The organism is Streptomyces sp. NBC_01296 (genome assembly GCF_035984415.1).
Taxonomy (GTDB): domain Bacteria; phylum Actinomycetota; class Actinomycetes; order Streptomycetales; family Streptomycetaceae; genus Streptomyces.
This window is the reverse complement of the sequence record NZ_CP130720.1, coordinates 4794127-4811072: the sequence shown is the minus strand read 5'-3', so window position 1 is coordinate 4811072 and position 16946 is coordinate 4794127. Positions and strand designations below refer to the sequence as shown.

General features: G+C 70.1%; 16 protein-coding genes. 9 read left to right on the top strand and 7 right to left on the bottom strand.

What is annotated here, in order from left to right; genetic code table 11:
* Positions 1 to 10: 10 nt before the first annotated feature.
* Both OG299_RS21830 and OG299_RS21825 read right to left on the bottom strand, forming a co-directional pair.
* Positions 11 to 904, bottom strand: coding sequence for a phosphatidylinositol-specific phospholipase C (locus OG299_RS21830; RefSeq protein WP_266628005.1), 894 nt, complete (start codon positions 902 to 904; stop codon positions 11 to 13).
* Positions 905 to 1006: 102 nt separating this feature from the next.
* A complete protein-coding gene (locus OG299_RS21825) occupies positions 1007 to 1576 on the bottom strand; it encodes a TetR/AcrR family transcriptional regulator (protein WP_266628003.1) in 570 nt (189 codons plus the stop codon).
* Between the two features lie 126 nt (positions 1577 to 1702).
* On the opposite strand from OG299_RS21825, the gene OG299_RS21820 reads away from it, so the two are divergent.
* Positions 1703 to 2488 carry an alpha/beta fold hydrolase gene (locus OG299_RS21820; protein ID WP_266628001.1) on the top strand — a complete coding sequence of 262 codons (786 nt, stop codon included), beginning with the start codon at positions 1703 to 1705 and terminating at the stop codon, positions 2486 to 2488.
* Between the two features lie 114 nt (positions 2489 to 2602).
* Here the strand turns inward: OG299_RS21820 and OG299_RS21815 are convergent, their stop codons facing one another.
* Positions 2603 to 4417, bottom strand: a complete 1815-nt coding sequence (locus tag OG299_RS21815; RefSeq protein WP_266627999.1) for a bifunctional metallophosphatase/5'-nucleotidase — start codon at positions 4415 to 4417, stop codon at positions 2603 to 2605.
* 175 nt (positions 4418 to 4592) lie between these two features.
* On the opposite strand from OG299_RS21815, the gene mshD reads away from it, so the two are divergent.
* The 7 genes from mshD to pstB all read left to right on the top strand — a co-directional run bounded on the left by mshD (position 4593) and on the right by pstB (position 13405).
* The gene (gene mshD / locus OG299_RS21810; protein WP_266627997.1) at positions 4593 to 5525 is read left to right on the top strand and encodes a mycothiol synthase; all 933 of its coding nucleotides are present in this window, start codon (positions 4593 to 4595) and stop codon (positions 5523 to 5525) included.
* A 235-nt stretch (positions 5526 to 5760) separates the two neighbouring features.
* Positions 5761 to 8034 (top strand): RNA degradosome polyphosphate kinase, encoded by a 2274-nt coding sequence (locus tag OG299_RS21805; protein WP_327362356.1) that lies wholly within the window; start codon positions 5761 to 5763, stop codon positions 8032 to 8034.
* Positions 8015 to 8971 (top strand): CHAD domain-containing protein, encoded by a 957-nt coding sequence (locus tag OG299_RS21800; RefSeq protein ID WP_327362355.1) that lies wholly within the window; start codon positions 8015 to 8017, stop codon positions 8969 to 8971. The genes OG299_RS21805 and OG299_RS21800 overlap by 20 nt, the downstream gene beginning before the upstream one ends.
* 288 nt (positions 8972 to 9259) lie before the next feature.
* Positions 9260 to 10399, top strand: coding sequence for a phosphate ABC transporter substrate-binding protein PstS (gene pstS, locus OG299_RS21795; RefSeq protein WP_266627991.1), 1140 nt, complete (start codon positions 9260 to 9262; stop codon positions 10397 to 10399).
* 127 nt (positions 10400 to 10526) lie between these two features.
* Entirely contained in the window at positions 10527 to 11516 is a 990-nt protein-coding gene (gene pstC / locus OG299_RS21790; RefSeq protein WP_266627989.1) for a phosphate ABC transporter permease subunit PstC, read from the top strand.
* Positions 11516 to 12598 carry a phosphate ABC transporter permease PstA gene (pstA, locus tag OG299_RS21785; RefSeq protein ID WP_327362354.1) on the top strand — a complete coding sequence of 361 codons (1083 nt, stop codon included), beginning with the start codon at positions 11516 to 11518 and terminating at the stop codon, positions 12596 to 12598. The genes pstC and pstA overlap by 1 nt, the downstream gene beginning before the upstream one ends.
* Positions 12599 to 12628: 30 nt before the next feature.
* The gene (gene pstB / locus OG299_RS21780) at positions 12629 to 13405 is read left to right on the top strand and encodes a phosphate ABC transporter ATP-binding protein PstB (RefSeq protein WP_266627985.1); all 777 of its coding nucleotides are present in this window, start codon (positions 12629 to 12631) and stop codon (positions 13403 to 13405) included.
* Positions 13406 to 13534: 129 nt separating this feature from the next.
* Here pstB and OG299_RS21775 read toward each other — a convergent pair whose 3' ends face one another.
* Together OG299_RS21775 and OG299_RS21770 are read right to left on the bottom strand one after the other, a co-directional pair.
* Positions 13535 to 14536, bottom strand: a complete 1002-nt coding sequence (locus OG299_RS21775) for an inorganic phosphate transporter (RefSeq protein ID WP_266627983.1) — start codon at positions 14534 to 14536, stop codon at positions 13535 to 13537.
* A 5-nt stretch (positions 14537 to 14541) separates the two neighbouring features.
* Positions 14542 to 15162 (bottom strand): DUF47 domain-containing protein, encoded by a 621-nt coding sequence (locus OG299_RS21770; RefSeq protein ID WP_030157116.1) that lies wholly within the window; start codon positions 15160 to 15162, stop codon positions 14542 to 14544.
* A 204-nt stretch (positions 15163 to 15366) separates the two neighbouring features.
* On the opposite strand from OG299_RS21770, the gene OG299_RS21765 reads away from it, so the two are divergent.
* Entirely contained in the window at positions 15367 to 15708 is a 342-nt protein-coding gene (locus OG299_RS21765) for a metal-sensitive transcriptional regulator (RefSeq protein ID WP_266627979.1), read from the top strand.
* A gap of 27 nt (positions 15709 to 15735) precedes the next feature.
* Here OG299_RS21765 and OG299_RS21760 read toward each other — a convergent pair whose 3' ends face one another.
* Both OG299_RS21760 and OG299_RS21755 read right to left on the bottom strand, forming a co-directional pair.
* Positions 15736 to 15888: a hypothetical protein gene (locus OG299_RS21760; RefSeq protein ID WP_165937309.1), complete on the bottom strand. Its 153-nt coding sequence runs from the start codon at positions 15886 to 15888 to the stop codon at positions 15736 to 15738.
* A gap of 162 nt (positions 15889 to 16050) precedes the next feature.
* Complete coding sequence (locus OG299_RS21755) at positions 16051 to 16884, bottom strand: SCO4651 family lipoprotein (protein ID WP_266627976.1); 834 nt, start codon at positions 16882 to 16884, stop codon at positions 16051 to 16053.
* Positions 16885 to 16946: the final 62 nt, after the last annotated feature.

Sequence of the window (16946 nt, the reverse complement as noted above, 5' to 3'; positions counted from 1 at the left end):
GGCCCGGCCGTCAGTTGTGCCGGATCAGGGAGGCGACCAGGCCGGAGCGGGTGTTCGGGAAGTCCATCGGGACGATGCCGAGCCCGGTCCGGCCGGCCAGCTCCCCGCCGTCGACGAACGAGTGCACCTGCGGGTTCAGCCGGTCGGAGTTCCAGCGCGGCGGCATGTACGCCGAAGTGCTGGTGTAGTTCACGAAGAGCTTGCCGGGCTGCTGGACGGCCCGGCGGAACTGGTTCTCGATCTTGCCGCGCTTGGCGAAGGGCTCGGCGTTCCAGTCGTCCTGGATGTCGAAGACGTTGCCGTCGCCGTAGCGCAGGCCGGGCAGGCCGCCGTTGTCGGCGAGCAGGACCACCTTGCCTCTGGCCTGGCCGAGGGCGGGCAGGGTGTCGGCGATCCGGAACAGCGGGCGCCAGCCCCGGTGGTCGAGGTAGTCGTCGAAGACGGCGCGGAAGGTGGCGTCGCTGTCCTCGGAGTACTCCTGCTTGAGCCGCATCAGCACGGTCTCGGAGGGGTGCGCGGCGAGGAAGTTCGCGCAGGCGACGAGGACGTCCCCGAACATCAGGTCCTGGAAGAAGGCCGCGTGGTGGATGGCGAACGAGCCGCCCGTGACGCGGCAGCGGACGTCGAGGAAGCGGATCCCGGAGTCGAGTTGCTGGGCGATCGAGGTGTTCTGGCAGGCGACGTAGAGCCCGCCCTTGGTGGCGCCCGAGTCGTGCGTGCCGGGGATGGTCATGCGCTGCAGCGCGGTCGCGTCCCCGAGCCCGGCCATCCAGTCCTGCGTACCGAGGGCGCCGCGCGCAGCGAGCGTGCGTGCGGAGGCCGGGGCCGCCGCTCCGAGGCCCACGGCCGCGCCCGCGCCCGCCGCCATCGCCCCGACCAGAAATGCCCGACGATCCAGTGCCATGTCCGCCCCTTTGCCGACCCGGTGATGGATTCCCAGCCACGGCTGGGACGTGCCTCCGGATTCTGGCGTGCGGGACCGGCCTTTACTACCCTTCGGTAGCCCTCACCTTTCGAGCAACTCGGCCATGGCGCGCAGGCCTTGGGCGAGTTCCCGGCCGCTCGGGGCCTGCTCCGGGTCCGTCAGGGTCTGCACCATCACCCCGGTCAGCAGCGCGATGTGCACCGACCCGAGGGCCCGTACGTCCTCCTCGGCGACCGCGTCCTCGGGGACCCCGCGCAGCTGCGCGGCCACCATGCGGCGGGAGCGGCGCTGCCCCTCGGCGAGGGCCGCGAGCAGCTCGGGCGAGGACTGCGCGTGGACGAAGGCCTCGACGTTGGCGATCCACAGCCAGCGCATGTCGCCGAAGTCCTGGATCTTGCGGTCCCAGGTGTCGGCGTACCGCTCCTCGGTGGTGTCGCCCTGGCCGGCGAGCCGGCCGGACCCGGCGGCCCATTCGTCCATGGCGGCGAACAGGGCGAGGTTGAGCAGGGCCTCGCGCGAGCCGAAGTGGTAGCCGATCGCGGCCATGCTCACCTTCGACGCCGAGGCGATGTCGCGCACGGTCGTGCGCAGGTACCCCTTCTCCTCCAGGCAGCGGCGCGCTCCGGCCAGCAGGTCCTCGCGATTTCCCATGCCGGGATCGTAGCCGCGCACGATATTGCGCAAGCGCCCAATACAAACGTATTGCGCACCTGCCCAAATCCTGGCAGGCTCGGATGCGCCACCGTCACCGCAGGACACACAGGGGAGAGCGGAACCATGCGCCACACGCTGACGATCGACGGCCGCACGTTGTCGTACCGGGACTTCGGCGGCCCGGGCCGCCCGCTGCTCGCCCTGCACGGAGGCCTGTCCGAAGGCCTCGCCTTCGCCGGCCTCGCCGACACCCTGGACGACGCGTGGCGGGTCATCGCCCCCGACCAGCGCGGCCACGGCGACTCCGACCGGGCCTGCGACTACGGCCGCGCCGGATACGTCTCCGACGCCGTCGCGCTCCTCGACCACCTCGGCCTCGACGCCCCCGTCGCCCTGCTCGGCTACTCCCTCGGCGGGCTCAACGCCGTCCACCTGGCCGCCGCCCACCCCCACCGGATCTCGGCGCTCGTCGCCGTGGACACCACCGTCGAGGTCCACCCCGTCCCGGAAGGGGCGGTCTTCGACTTCCTCCGGGACATGCGGTACACCGCTGCCACCCGCGAGGAGCTCCTCGCCGCGGCCGGGCCGGTGGGCTCCCGGTTCGTCGATCGGGTGCTGCGCCCGCTCCCCGCCGGCGCGGGCTGGCGGCTGCCGTTCCACCCGCAGGACATGCTCGACTCCATCGAAGGCTGCCGCGGCGACCACTGGGACGCCTGGCTCGCGAGCACCTGCCCGGCCGTGCTGATCCACGGCACCGGCAGCCAGTCGCTCCGCCAGGACACCGCCGACGCGATGGTCGCCCGGCGGCCCGGGACCTCGTACGCGCCCCTGGAGGGGGACCACTTCGTGCCGTTCACGGACCCCGCGGGCTTCCACGGGGCCGTGGCGAAGTTCCTCGCGACGCTCTGACGGCCGCGTTCGCCCCGCCACGGGGGTGCGGGGCGAACGCCGAAGGGGCGGCGGGCCGCAGGGCCCGCCGCCCCTTCGGGTGCGGCTGGTGTGATGTTCAGACCGTCGCAGGTGTTACTTGACGACCGTGATGCGGTCCGCCGCCGGCGGGGCGATCGGAGCGGCCGCGGTCGACTTCCCCAGGTAGGCGTTGAACGCCTCCAGGTCAGGCACGCCGACCAGCTTGTTCTTGTGCTCCTTCAGGACGGTGAAGCCGTCACCGCCGCCCGCGAGGAACTCGTTCATCGCGACCCGGTAGGTCTTGGCGGGGTCGATCGCCGCGCCGTTCAGCTTCACCGAGTCCACGACGATGCGGTCCGCGCCCGTCTTCGTCATGTCCAGGGTGTAGGTGAAGCCCTTCGAGACCTGGAGGATCTTCGGGTTCGGGCCGTTGACCGTACCGCTGACCTGCTGCTGGAGCGCGGTGATCAGCTGCGCGCCCGTCAGGTCGACGATGTTCATCAGGTTGTTGAACGGCTGGACCGTGTAGGACTCGCCGTACGTCACGACGCCGTCGCCCTCGGCGCCCGCGGCCTTGTAGGCCAGGTCGGCACGGATGCCGCCCGGGTTCATGATGGCCAGCTGCGCACCGCCCTTGGCCGCCGGGGCCGTGGCCTCCAGCTGCGCGTCGGCGATCAGGTCGCCGAGCGGCTTCTCGGGCGCCTCGGAGCCGCGGCCCGCGATGTCCGCCGAGATGTAGCCCATCGGACGGCTGGCGACCGGGGCGGCCAGCGCGTTCCAGCGGGTGATCAGCTCGGTCATGTCCGGGGCCTTGGGCTGGTCCCGGCTGACGACCTTGTTGACCGGCTTCGGCGCGAGCGCCGCCGTGCGGACGATGTCCTTGGTCTGGCGGTCGTACGTCAGCGTGGTGTCCGTGAACAGGCGGCCGTAGGAGGCGGCCGAGGTCACCATGCGCGGGTTGCCCGCCGGGTCCGGGATGTTGCAGGCGTACGCCTGGTGCGTGTGGCCCGTCACCAGCGCGTCGACCTTCGGGTCCACGTTCTTGGCGATGTCCACGATCGCGCCCGAGATGCCGGCGCCGGCGCCCGGGGAGTCGCAGTCGTAGTTGTAGGCGCCGTTCGCGGGCAGGCCGCCCTCGTGGATGAGCGCGACGATCGACTTGACGCCCTGCTTGTTCAGCTCGGCGGCGTACTTGTTGATCGTCTCGACCTCGTCGCCGAACTTGAGGCCCTTGACCCCGTCGGCGGTCACGACGTCCGGCGTGCCCTCCAGGGTGACGCCGATGAAGCCGATCTTCACGTCCCCCTTCTGCCAGATGAAGGTGGGGTTCAGCAGCGGACGCTTGGTCTTCTCGTCCGTGACGTTCGCCGCGAGGTACTTGTACTCGGCGCCCGTGAACTCCTTGCCGAACTCGAAGCAGCCCTCGACCGGGTGGCAGCCGCCGTACGCCATGCGGCGCAGCTCGGTCTTGCCCTCGTCGAACTCGTGGTTGCCGACACTGCTGACGTCCAGCTTCAGCTTGTTCAGCGCCTCGACGGTGGGCTCGTCGTGGAAGAGACCGGACAGCATCGGGCTGCCGCCGATCATGTCGCCGGCCGCGGCCGTGACGGAGTACTCGTGGCCCTTGCGGGCCTCGCGCAGGCCGGTCGCCAGGTACTCGACACCACCGGCGGGTATCGCCTTGGTGGTGCCGTCGGCCTGACGCTCGATCACGGTGCCGGAGGAGCCCTGCGGGGGCTCCAGCGTGCCGTGGAAGTCGTTGAACGACAGCATCTGCACATCGACGGTGCGGCTCTTGCCGGCACCGCCACCACTCGCGGCACCGGCCGGCAGTGCGGCCGCGACCATCGCCCCGGCACCGGCCGTGACGGCGATGGCGGCGAAGGTCAACCGGCGGGTTCGGCGGTGCCGTTGTGGCGTCGCTGACATTTAGTCCCCTTTTGGACAGCGGTAAAACTCGGGAGGTCGGCGGCAGCCTATGGTCAACGCGCGTAGCACGACAGGGGGTACGGGTGTCGGACTGGTTACACGCAGAAGACGGCTCACCGTCGGCCCGCTGCACGCACACCACCGCAGGCGCCTTCCACGGTCGTACGCTCGACGTATGACTGACGACGCAGCAGCGGCCCTCGAGCCGGGACGCCAGATTGAGACCCTCGACGAGCTGACGGAGGAACAGGCCGCGGCCGTGCTCGACCTCATCGAGGACGCAGCGCGCACGGACGGCACCACCGCCGTGTCCGAGCAGGGCCGCCTCCAGCTGCGCGGCGGGCGCCGCGAGGGGATCCGGCACTTCCTGCTCACCGAGAAGGGCCGGCTCGCCGGATACGGGCAACTGGAGGACACCGACCCGGTGGAGGCCCCCGCCGCCGAGCTCGTCGTCCACCCCGCGCTGCGCGGGCGCGGGCACGGGCGGGCCCTGGGCTCGGCCCTGCTGGCCGCCTCCGGCAAGCGGATCCGGGTGTGGGCGCACGGCGGCAAGTCGGCCGCCCGCCACCTCGCACAGGTCCTCGGCCTGACCCTGTTCCGCGAGCTGCGCCAGCTGCGCCGCCCGCTCGGCCCGGAGGGCCCCCCGCTGCCCGAGGTGGTGCTGCCGGCCGGGGTGACCGTACGCACCTTCGTGCCCGGCGAGGACGACGCGTCCTGGCTCGCGGTCAACGCGGCGGCCTTCGCCCACCACCCCGAACAGGGCGCGCTGACCCAGCGGGACCTGAACGACCGCATCGCGCAGCCGTGGTTCGACCCCAAGGGCTTCTTCCTCGCCGAGCGGGACGGGGAGCTCGTCGGCTTCCACTGGACGAAGGTCCACGCCGAGGAGCGGCTCGGGGAGGTCTACGTGCTCGGCGTCCGCCCCGGCGCCCAGGGCGGCGGCCTCGGCAAGGCCCTCACCGCGATCGGCCTGCACCACCTCGCCGGGGCGGGCCTGCCCACCGCGATGCTGTACGTGGACGCCGACAATCCGGCGGCCCTCGCCGTCTACGAGGGCCTCGGCTTCAGCACCCACGAGGTCGACCTGATGTACCGCACCGAGAGCTGATCCACAGCCCCGGGGGGAAGCCCGTACGGGAGCGCCGGGAGCGCGCGGGGCCCGTACGGGTGTATTCCGGGCGCGGAAAAGACGTACTCGTGCACCACCCGGAGCCTGGAAGCCATGCGCCATTCACCGGACCTTAAGACGCGCTTGCGACTCTCCCCGCATGCAGCCCCGACTCCGACTGACGGCGACCACTTCCGACGCGCCTGTCCTGCCGCTTGCGCGGAACAATGGAGTCATGAGCCACCAGCCCAGCGCAGGCCCCACCGAGGTCCCCGCCCAGCACCCGTCTCACACCTCCCCCGCCGCCTCTCCCGGCCCGGCGGCCAAGCCTGCGCGGATCGGCTCCATAGCCGCGCACCGCCCGCTTTCCGGCCAGGGGCCCGGGCTCGCACCCGATCTCGACGCCGACCTGGACGCCTACGACGACAAAGAGGGCGGCGAGCTCCCCCCGGGGCGGTTCCTCGACCGCGAGCGCAGCTGGCTGGCCTTCAACGAGCGGGTGCTGGAGCTGGCCGAGGATCCGGCGACCCCGCTGCTGGAGCGCGCCAACTTCCTGGCGATCTTCGCGAGCAACCTCGACGAGTTCTTCATGGTCCGCGTCGCCGGCCTCAAGCGCCGCATCGCGACCGGCGTCGCCACCCGGTCGGCCTCCGGACTGCAGCCCCGCGAGGTGCTCGACCTGATCTGGACGCGCTCGCGCGAGCTCATGGCCCGGCACGCCGCCTGCTTCCAGCAGGACATCTCCCCGCAGCTCGCCGAGGAGGGCATCCACCTCATCCGCTGGCCGGACCTCACCGAGAAGGAGCAGGCCCGCCTCTTCACGCTGTTCCGGAACCAAATCTTCCCGGTGCTCACCCCGCTGGCCGTGGACCCCGCGCACCCGTTCCCGTACATCTCCGGGCTCTCGCTGAACCTGGCCGTCGTCGTACGCAACCCGGTCACCGGCCACCGCCACTTCGCCCGCGTCAAGGTCCCGCCGCTGCTCTCCCGCTTCCTGGAGGCCTCCCCGCAGCGCTACGTCCCCCTCGAGGACGTCATCGCCGCGCACCTGGAGGAGCTCTTCCCCGGCATGGAGGTGCTCGCGCACCACATGTTCCGGGTGACCCGCAACGAGGACCTCGAGGTCGAGGAGGACGACGCCGAGAACCTGCTCCAGGCCCTGGAGAAGGAGCTCATGCGGCGCCGCTTCGGCCCGCCGGTGCGCCTGGAGGTCGAGGAGTCCATCGACCCCGGCATCCTGGACCTCCTCGTGCAGGAGCTGAACGTCTCCGCCGCCGAGGTCTACCCGCTGCCCGGCCCGCTGGACCTGACCGGCCTCTTCGGCATCGCCTCGCTGGACCGGCCCGAGCTGAAGTACCCCAAGTTCGTCGCCGGCACCCACCGCGACCTCGCCGAGGTCGAGTCCGCGTCCGCGCCCGACATCTTCGCCGCGCTGCGCGAGCGGGACGTGCTGCTGCACCACCCGTACGACTCCTTCTCCACCTCGGTGCAGGCCTTCCTGGAGCAGGCCGCCGCCGACCCGGACGTCCTCGCGATCAAGCAGACGCTGTACCGGACCTCCGGCGACTCCCCGATCGTGGACGCCCTGATCGACGCCGCCGAATCCGGCAAGCAGGTCCTCGTACTCGTCGAGATCAAGGCCCGCTTCGACGAACAGGCCAACATCAAGTGGGCCCGCAAGCTGGAGGAGTCCGGCTGCCACGTCGTCTACGGCCTGGTGGGCCTGAAGACCCACTGCAAGCTGTCGCTCGTCGTCCGCCAGGAGGGCGACACGCTGCGCCGCTACTCCCACGTCGGCACCGGCAACTACCACCCCAAGACCGCCCGCCTGTACGAGGACCTCGGCCTGCTCACCGCCGACCCCCAGGTCGGCGCGGACCTCTCCGACCTCTTCAACCGGCTGTCCGGGTACTCGCGCCGCGAGACCTACCGCCGGCTGATCGTCGCGCCGCGCTCGCTGCGCGACGGACTGATCACGCGGATCGACAAGGAGGCCGCCCACCACCGGGCCGGCCGCCCCGCGTACGTGCGCCTCAAGATGAACTCGATCGTCGACGAGGCCCTGATCGACTCGCTCTACCGGGCCTCCCAGGCGGGAGTGCCCGTCGCCATCTGGGTCCGCGGCATCTGCGCCGTGCGTCCCGGGGTCCCCGGGCTCTCGGAGAACATCCGGGTCCGCTCGATCCTCGGCCGCTTCCTGGAACACTCCCGGGTCTTCGCCTTCGGCAACGGCGGCGAGCCCGAGGTGTGGATCGGCAGCGCCGACATGATGCACCGCAACCTCGACCGCCGCATCGAGGCACTGGTCAGGGTCGCCGACCCGGCCCACCGCGCGGCACTGGACCGGATGCTGGAGACCGGGATGTCCGACGCCACCTCCTCCTGGCACCTGGGCCCGGACGGCGAATGGACCCGGCACAGCACGGACCACGAAGGCCAGCCGCTGCGGCACGTTCAGGAGATGCTCATAGACGCCCGGAGGCGCCGGCGTGGCTCTGCCAAACCATGACCTGACAGCGCGTGGAGAAGGCTCCGCGGGTGACGTGCTCGGCACGTACCTGCGGGCCCAGGCCACCGCCTTCCTGCGCGGGCTCCGCCTGCACGAGGAGAGCGGGGCCGACGCCGCGGAGGGCAGCGATGCGGCGCGCAGCCTGCGGGGGGCTGCGCGCCGGATCAGCGGATCCCTGGCCACCTTCCGGGTGGTGACCGAGTCCTCCTGGGCCGACGGACTGCGCACCGAGCTGGTGTGGCTGTCCTCGACCCTGGCGGACGAGCACGCGTACGCCGCCCGGCTGACCCGGCTGCTGGACGCCCTGCACCGGCTGTCGGGCTCGCCGGAGGTGCCCGCGCCCCGCGGCGCCCCGGGTGCGCTGACGGTGGGCTCGGCCCGGGCGGCCGCCCTGCTGGAGCGGCAGCTGACGCTGGCCCGGACCCGCGCCCACTCGGCGACCCTGCAGGCGCTGGGCTCGTCCCGGTTCCACGCGGTCGCGGACGCGGTGGCGGTCCTGGCCTCCGAGGTGCCGCTGGACGCGGTCGCGGCCCGGGGGCGGGTGGACGAGGTCCTGGTCCCGCTGGCGGAGGTGGCCCGAAACCGGCTGGCGACGGCCGTCTCGGCGCTGCCGCACGCCGCCGAGGCCCACCCGTACAACCCCGACCAGGACGGCTCCTGGCACGAGGTGCGCCGGCTGCTGCGGGTCCACCGCTACGCCCGGGAGGCCCTGGGCGAGGACGTGGCCCGCCTGGCTGCGGCAGGCGACGCCCTGGACCGCCACCGCGACGCCGCGGAGGCCGCGGCGGCCTCGGCGACGGCGGCCCGCACGCCGCGGATCGCGCCGGCGACGGCGTACGCGCTGGGGGTGCTGCACGCGGACCAGCGGCACGAGGTGGAGGCGGCCCGGTTCACCTTCCAGGACCTGTGGCAGCCCGCGGCGGCCCCCGCCCTCTGACCGAAAGGAATCAGCCACCTCGAGCCGGTCACATAACGGTAACGACGGGACAACGGCGGATGACACTCCGGAGCAAACCCAGCCATCCACACCATGCCGTCCGCCATGGTTCACCGTCCGTTCACTTGCCCCGGTCGGCCGCTTCACCTGATCTGCCTAATTTCAGTGGTGCACGGAGCGCGTCGCCACCAGATCGAATGACACGCCGTGCAATCCGACGTAGTCCTCTTCGCACGCCGCCCCGACACCAGAAAGCGGCCGGCGGCTTCTGGAAGGAACACCCGAAAAGTGAAGCTTCAGCGCAAGAACATGCTTCGTGCCTCCGCCCTCGGGGCGCTTGTCGTGTCCGGCGCCCTGGTCCTCACGGCGTGCGGTTCGGACGACAACACGACGAAGGATGGCGGCGCCAGTGGCAAGCCGTCGGCCGCCGCCGCGGGCGACGTCAAGTGCGACGACGCCAAGGGCAAGCTCCTGGCCTCCGGCTCCTCCGCCCAGAAGAACGCCATCGACCTGTGGGTCAAGAACTACATGGCCGCCTGCTCCGGCGTCGAGGTCAACTACAAGTCCTCCTCCTCCGGTGAGGGCATCGTCGCCTTCAACCAGGGCACCGTCGGTTTCGCCGGCTCGGACTCCGCGCTGAAGCCCGAGGCCGTCGAGGAGTCGAAGAAGATCTGCACCGGTGGCCAGGGCATCAACCTGCCCATGGTCGGCGGCCCGATCGCCCTCGGCTTCAACGTCGCCGGCGTGGACAAGCTGAACCTGGACGCCGCCACGATCGCCAACATCTTCAACGACAAGATCAAGAAGTGGGACGACGAGGCGATCAAGAAGCTGAACCCCGGCGTCACGCTTCCCTCCACCGCCATCCAGCACTTCCACCGCTCCGAGGACTCGGGCACCACCGAGAACCTCGGCAAGTACCTCAAGGCCGCCGCTCCCGAGGCCTGGACGTACGAGGCCGCGAAGAAGTGGCCGGCCCCGGGCGGCCTCGGCGCCTCCGGCTCCGCGGGTGTTGCCACCCAGGTCAAGCAGGTGGACGGCTCGATCGGTTACTTCGAGCTCTCCTACGCCAGCGCCCAGGGCATCAAGACGGTCGACGTGAACACGGGCGCCGCCGCCCCGGTCAAGGCCTCCTCCGACAGCGCCTCCAAGGCCATCGCCGCCGCCAAGATCGCCGGGACCGGCTCGGACCTGGCGCTTAAGCTCGACTACACCACCAAGGCCGAGGGTGCCTACCCGATCGTCCTGGTGACGTACGAGGTCGTCTGCGACAAGGGCAACAAGGCCGAGACGCTCCCCACGGTCAAGTCCTTCCTGAACTACACCGCCTCGGACGCGGGCCAGAAGGTCCTCTCCGAGAACGGCTACGCGCCCATCCCGGCCGAGATCAACGCCAAGGTCCGCGAAGTCATCAAGTCGCTGTCCTAATCACTGAGCCTCCGGAGCCGGGCAGTTCCCGTCCGAACTGCCCGGCGCCTGAGGACCCTCCCCTCCACCCAGGGGATCCGGTGCACCGCCGCCAGGGGGCCCTCCCCCCACCCAGACCGGAAAGATCATGGCTTCCACCACACCCACCCAGATAGACCAGGCTCCGCCTGTCTCCAAGAGCGGAAGGTCCACCGGCCGCGCCGGTGACAAGATCTTCGCGGGGCTCTCCAAGGGCTCCGGCATCCTGCTCCTGGTGATCATGGCGTCGATCGCCATCTTCCTCACCTACCGCGCGTCGATCGCACTGTCGAAGAACGAGGGCAACTTCCTCACCACCTTCGACTGGAACGCGTCCGCCACGCCCCCCGTCTTCGGCATCGCCGTCCTGCTCTTCGGCACCGTCGTCAGCTCGATCATCGCGATGGCCATCGCGGTTCCGATCGCTGTCGGCATCGCCCTCTTCATCTCGCACTACGCGCCGCGCAAGCTCGCCGCCCCCCTCGCCTACGTGGTCGACCTGCTGGCCGCCGTGCCGTCGATCATCTACGGCATCTGGGGCGCGCTCTTCCTCGTCCCGCAGCTCGCAGGCCTCAACCTCTGGCTCGACGAGTACATGGGCTGGACCTACGTCTTCGACAAGACCCAGGTCGGCGTCGCGCGCTCGCTCTTCACCGTCGGCATCCTGCTCGCGATCATGATCCTGCCGATCGTGACCAGCGTCAGCCGCGAGGTCTTCCTGCAGGTCCCGCGCATGAACGAGGAGGCCGCCCTGGCCCTCGGCGCGACCCGCTGGGAGGTCATCCGCATGTCGGTGCTGCCCTTCGGCCGCTCCGGCGTCATCTCCGCCTCGATGCTCGGCCTCGGCCGAGCCCTCGGCGAGACCATGGCCGTCGCCACGGTCCTCTCCCCGAGCTTCCTGATCAACGGGCACATCCTGGACCCGGGCGGCGGCACGTTCGCGCAGAACATCGCCGCGAAGTTCGACGAGGCCAACGAGTTCGGCCGCGACGCCCTGATCGCCTCCGGTCTCGTGCTCTTCCTGCTCACCCTGCTGGTCAACGGCGCAGCCCGGCTGATCATCGCCCGTCGCAAGGACTTCTCGGGGGCGAACGCCTGATGAGCCACGCACTCCAGGACCAGCGGCCCGCCCGGGCCCCGAAGTCCGCCGCTCCCGCCAGCCTGACCCGGGGCGGCCTCCCCCGCTGGGCCCCGGCCGGCATCGCGGTCCTCTCGATCGCCCTCGGCTGCGGCATCGGCGCCGTCGCCGACCTCCACAGCAAGATCCAGTGGGGCCTGATCGCCGCCGTCCTGTTCCTCGCGATCACGTACACCGCCAGCGCGGTGATCGAGAACCGCCGCCAGGCCAAGGACCGCATCGCGACCTCCATCGTGTGGGTCAGCTTCGTCCTCGCGGTCATCCCGCTGCTCTCGCTGATCTGGACCACCATCAGCCGCGGCATCAAGGCCCTCAACGGGGACTTCCTCAGCCACTCGATGAACGGCGTCACCAGCTTCGAGGAGGGCGGCGGTGTCTACCACGCGCTGCTCGGCACCATCGAGCAGGTCGCCCTGGCCACCGCGATCGCCGCGCCCATCGGCCTGCTGACCGCCGTCTACCTGGTCGAGTACGGCCGGGGTTCGCTCGCCAAGGCCGTGACCTTCTTCGTCGACGTCATGACCGGCATCCCCTCCATCGTCGCGGGCCTGTTCATCCTGACGACGTGGAACCTGGCGCTCGGCTTCGGCCCGTCCGGCTTCGCCGGCTCGATGGCCCTGTCGATCCTGATGATGCCCGTCGTGGTCCGCTCCACCGAGGAGATGCTGAAGCTCGTCCCGAACGAGCTGCGCGAGGCCGCCCTCGCCCTCGGCGTGCCGAAGTGGCGCATGATCCTCAAGGTCGTGCTCCCCACCGCCATCGGCGGCATCGCGACCGGCGTCATGCTGGCCGTCGCCCGCATCGCCGGTGAGACCGCGCCGATCATGCTGCTGGTCTTCGGTACCCAGCTGATCAACCCGAACCCCTTCGAAGGTGCTCAATCCTCGCTCCCGCTGTACATCTGGGAGCAGTACAAGGTCGGCAGTGACGCCTCCTACGACCGGGCATGGGCCGCAGCGCTCGTCCTGATCGCCTTCGTCATGATCCTCAATCTGGTGGCCCGCGGCATCGCCCGCTGGAAGGCCCCGAAGACCGGTCGCTGACGCGACCACATGAAAGCGAAGTGACCCCTCATGGCGAAGCGAATCGACGTCAGCGGACTGTCCGCCTTCTACGGCGCCCACAAGGCCATCGATGACATCTCGATGACCGTGGAGCCCCGCTCCGTGACCGCCTTCATCGGCCCGTCCGGCTGCGGCAAGTCCACCTTCCTGCGCACCCTGAACCGCATGCACGAGGTCACCCCCGGCGGCCGCGTCGAGGGCAAGGTGCTCCTGGACGACGAGAACCTGTACGGCACCGGCGTGGACCCGGTCGCGGTCCGCCGCACCGTCGGCATGGTCTTCCAGCGCCCGAACCCCTTCCCCACCATGTCGATCTTCGACAACGTGGCGGCGGGCCTGCGTCTGAACGGCAGCTTCAAGAAGTCCGAGCTCACGCAGATCGTGGAGCGGTCCCTGAAGGGCGCCAACCTCTGGAACGAGGTCAAGGACCGCCTGAACAAGCCGGGCTCCGGCCTCTCCGGCGGCCAGCAGCAGCGTCTGTGCATCGCCCGCGCCATCGCGGTCGAGCCGGAGGTCCTGCTCATGGACGAGCCCTGCTCGGCCCTGGACCCGATCTCCACCCTCGCGATCGAGGACCTGATCGGCGAGCTCAAGGAGCGCTTCACGATCGTCATCGTGACGCACAACATGCAGCAGGCCGCCCGCGTCTCCGACCGCACCGCGTTCTTCAACCTCTCGGCGGTCGGCCAGCCCGGCAAGCTCATAGAGATCGACGACACGGACCGGATCTTCTCGAACCCGTCCGTGCAGGCGACCGAGGACTACATCTCGGGCCGCTTCGGCTAGACCGAAGCCCCTCGGATGTGAACACACGTCCTGCGGTGCTGCATGGCGGTGCCACCGCAAGGCGAAAGAAAAGGGCCGGCTCCCCCTGGGTGGGGGGAGCCGGCCCGCTTTCTTTTCCGATCGCTGCCGCTAGCCGACGAAGGCCAGGTCCACGATCCAGAAGCTGAGCGCGGCGACCAGGGCCGCGGCCGGCATGGTGATGAACCAGCCGAGGACGATGTTCTTGGCGACGCCCCAGCGGACCGCGTTGACCCGCTTGGTCGCGCCCACGCCCATGATCGCCGAGGTGATCACGTGGGTGGTGGAGATCGGCGCGTGGAACAGGAACGCCGAGCCGAACATGATCGAGGCGCCGGTGGTCTCGGCGGCGAAGCCCTGCGGCGGGTCCAGCTCGATGATCTTGCGGCCGAGGGTGCGCATGATGCGCCAGCCGCCCGCGTACGTACCCAGCGACAGCATCACGGCGCACACGATCTTGACCCAGATCGGGATCGGTGCGTCGGCGGCCTGCACATCGGCGATGACCAGGGCCATCACGACGATGCCCATCGTCTTCTGCGCGTCCTGGAGACCGTGGCCGAGCGCCATGCCGGCCGCGGACACGGTCTGCGCGATGCGGAAGCCGTGCTTGGCCTTGTGCGGGTTGGACCGGCGGAACATCCACAGGATGGCCACCATCACCAGGTAACCGACGACCAGACCGACGACCGGCGAGACGAACATCGGGATGACGACCTTGTCGATCACCCCGCTCCAGATGACACCGGTGCCGCCCGCCAGCGCCGCGCCCACCATGCCGCCGAACAGCGCGTGGGAGGAGGACGAGGGCAGGCCGAAGTACCAGGTGATCAGGTTCCAGACGATCGCGCCGACGAGCGCGGCGAAGAGGATCCACATGCCCCGGTTGCCCTGGGGCGTCTCGATCAGGCCCTCGCTGACCGTCTTGGCGACGCCGCTGCCCAGGAAGGCACCGGCGAGGTTCATCACCGCGGCCATCGCCAGCGCCGCGCGCGGGGTCAGCGCCCGCGTCGAGACGGAGGTCGCGATCGCGTTCGCCGAGTCGTGAAAACCATTCGTATAGGTAAAGCCGAGCGCGACACCGATGGTCACGATCAGAGCGAACGTGTCCACGAGGTTCAGGACTCCTTGACCGCGATGGTCTCCACCGTGTTCGCGACGTGCTCGAACGCGTCGGCCGCCTCTTCGAGCACGTCGACGATCTGCTTGAGCTTCAGCACCTCGATGGCGTCGTACTTGCCGTTGAAGAGCTGGGCGAGCAGCTTGCGGTGGATCTGGTCGGCCTGGTTCTCGAGGCGGTTGACCTCGATCCAGTACTCGGTCAGGTTGTCCATCGTCCGCAGGTGCGGCATGGCCTCGGCGGTCAGCTCGGCCGCCCGCGCCAGCACCTCGATCTGCTGCTCGACACCCTTGGGGAGCTCCTCCACCTGGTACAGGACGACCAGGTCGACGGCCTCCTCCATGAAGTCCATGATGTCGTCGAGCGACGAGGCCAGGTTGTAGATGTCCTCGCGGTCGAACGGCGTGATGAAGGAGGAGTTCAGCTGGTGGAAGATCGCGTGAGTGGCGTCGTCCCCCGCGTGCTCGGCTGCCCGCATCCGCTCCGCGATCTCGGCCCGGGCGGAGGAGTCCGCTCCGAGCAGTTCCATAAGGAGCTTGGAGCCCGTGACGATGTTGTCCGCGGACGCGGCGAACATGTCGTAGAAGCTCGTCTCCCTGGGGGTCAGACGAAATCGCACGTGAGGTCCTCGGGGTGCATTGGATTCGGTCAGGCTGATGCTAGGCGCATCCCCCGGCCACGGCTAACCGGCGGTTCCGGGCGGTTCCCCAGTGTCCTCCATCAGGCAGAGTGAGGACCACGGGCCCCTGTCCCTCCGGCCGAGGCCCGGTAACCTATACCCATGAGGGGTATGCACCCTCAGGTCCGGACCACGGGAGGACGCATGACTGCCATCGACGCGGAAGGCTCCGGAGCCGACGTCGCCACCACCGCCGGCGGCGCGGTGCACGGCTATCACCACCAGAAGGACGAGCACCTCAAGCGGCTGCGCCGGATCGAGGGCCAGATCCGGGGTCTGCAGCGGCTCGTCGACGAGGACGTCTACTGCATCGACATACTCACCCAGGTCTCGGCGAGCACGAAGGCCCTCCAGTCCTTCGCGCTCCAGCTGCTCGAGGAGCACCTGCGCCACTGCGTCGCCGACGCGGCCGTCAAGGGCGGGGAGGAGATCGACGCCAAGGTCGAGGAAGCGACGAAGGCCATCGCGCGCCTGCTGCGCACCTGATCCCTTCGATCAGCGCCGCGGATGCGGCTACAGCCCGAGACCCATCAGGACCTCGTCGATCCGGTCCTGGCTGAGCCGCTCCTCGTCCGCCGCGGAGGCCGCGATGATCAGCTCGCCGCACAGCTCGATCTCGGCGAGCGCCACGTGGTCCTGCACCGTCGTACCGCCAGCGGGAGTCACGCGTGTCACCTCAATCTGCCGTCATCGGTCAAGGGGTCATCGGTCGTCGGCGCTCGATTTCTCAGCGTAGGGAGGACGGGGCGCTGTGCGCATGACACGGATGGACCATTTCCGGATACCGGGCCATGGCCCGATCGCGCCGCTCCGGGACCGCCCGCCCGGCTACTCGGCGATCTTCCCGGCGTAAATGTCCCCACTTGCGGGCAATACGACGGTCACCGGCGTCCCGAACCCGTAGAGCAGCGTGGTGGAGGAGACATCGATCACGCCATTGTTGACATAGGTGAAACGGTGCCGGACCTTCCGCAGCCGGCCCTCCGCGTCGAGATAGACGTCGAAGGGGACCACGTTCTTGCTGAACCCTTTCGCCGCCGCCTCCAGTGCACCGCGGACCGCCGGTGAGGCTCTCTTCGCGGCCTGCCCGATGTCGGTGGTCCCGCGGTAGTGCCACACCTTGGTGCCCGCCACCTCGGTCTCTCCCACGTACGTCGCCTCCTGTACACCGCGCAGCAGCTCGGCGGCGGCCAGCGGGTCAGTGGCCCCGCCCGTGACCAGGTTCCCGTCCGCGAGGGTCGTCGTGTCGACCCGGACCCACTTGTCGGCGGGCACGCCCGCGCCCCGGTTCTTCATGTAGAGGGCGCCGGGTACGAGCAGCTCGGTGATGGGCCGGTGCTCGTCCTTGCCGGCCGCGTCGGCCGGGAGCATCACCAGGAGCTGGCCCATCCGGTTCTTGAAGTCGACCCCGCCCTCGCCGCGGATCGTGACCCGGGTCCCCCCGGTGGCCATCTCCATCGCCGTACGGGCCTGCGCGCTGCCGGTCTTCGCCAGCAGGTCGGCGACCCCCCGGACGGTCGCGGCCGGGTCGGCGGCGGGCCGGTCGTCGTTCTTGTCCGCGCCTCCGCACCCGCTCATCGCGGCCACGGTCACGACCATGCCGAAGGCGAGCACCGCCTCACCCGCACGCCCGCGCCGCCGCCTGTGCTGGTGCACCACCATCGCCTGCCAACCCCCAACGCATGACCGCTGTTTGCCCGAGGCCCCCACCCGCTCCGGTTAAC

Bases quoted from the DNA above. Each gene is read 5' to 3' on its own strand.
- OG299_RS21820 (WP_266628001.1), top strand. From the start codon at position 1,703: ATGCGCCACACGCTGACGATCGACGGCCGCACGTTGTCGTACCGGGAC.
- mshD (WP_266627997.1), top strand. From the start codon at position 4,593: ATGACTGACGACGCAGCAGCGGCCCTCGAGCCGGGACGCCAGATTGAG.
- OG299_RS21805 (WP_327362356.1), top strand. From the start codon at position 5,761: ATGAGCCACCAGCCCAGCGCAGGCCCCACCGAGGTCCCCGCCCAGCAC.
- OG299_RS21830 (WP_266628005.1), bottom strand. From the start codon at position 904: ATGGCACTGGATCGTCGGGCATTTCTGGTCGGGGCGATGGCGGCGGGC.
- pstA (WP_327362354.1), top strand. From the start codon at position 11,516: ATGAGCCACGCACTCCAGGACCAGCGGCCCGCCCGGGCCCCGAAGTCC.
- OG299_RS21825 (WP_266628003.1), bottom strand. From the start codon at position 1,576: ATGGGAAATCGCGAGGACCTGCTGGCCGGAGCGCGCCGCTGCCTGGAG.
- OG299_RS21815 (WP_266627999.1), bottom strand. From the start codon at position 4,417: ATGTCAGCGACGCCACAACGGCACCGCCGAACCCGCCGGTTGACCTTC.
- pstB (WP_266627985.1), top strand. From the start codon at position 12,629: ATGGCGAAGCGAATCGACGTCAGCGGACTGTCCGCCTTCTACGGCGCC.
- pstC (WP_266627989.1), top strand. From the start codon at position 10,527: ATGGCTTCCACCACACCCACCCAGATAGACCAGGCTCCGCCTGTCTCC.
- OG299_RS21765 (WP_266627979.1), top strand. From the start codon at position 15,367: ATGACTGCCATCGACGCGGAAGGCTCCGGAGCCGACGTCGCCACCACC.
- OG299_RS21755 (WP_266627976.1), bottom strand. From the start codon at position 16,884: ATGGTGGTGCACCAGCACAGGCGGCGGCGCGGGCGTGCGGGTGAGGCG.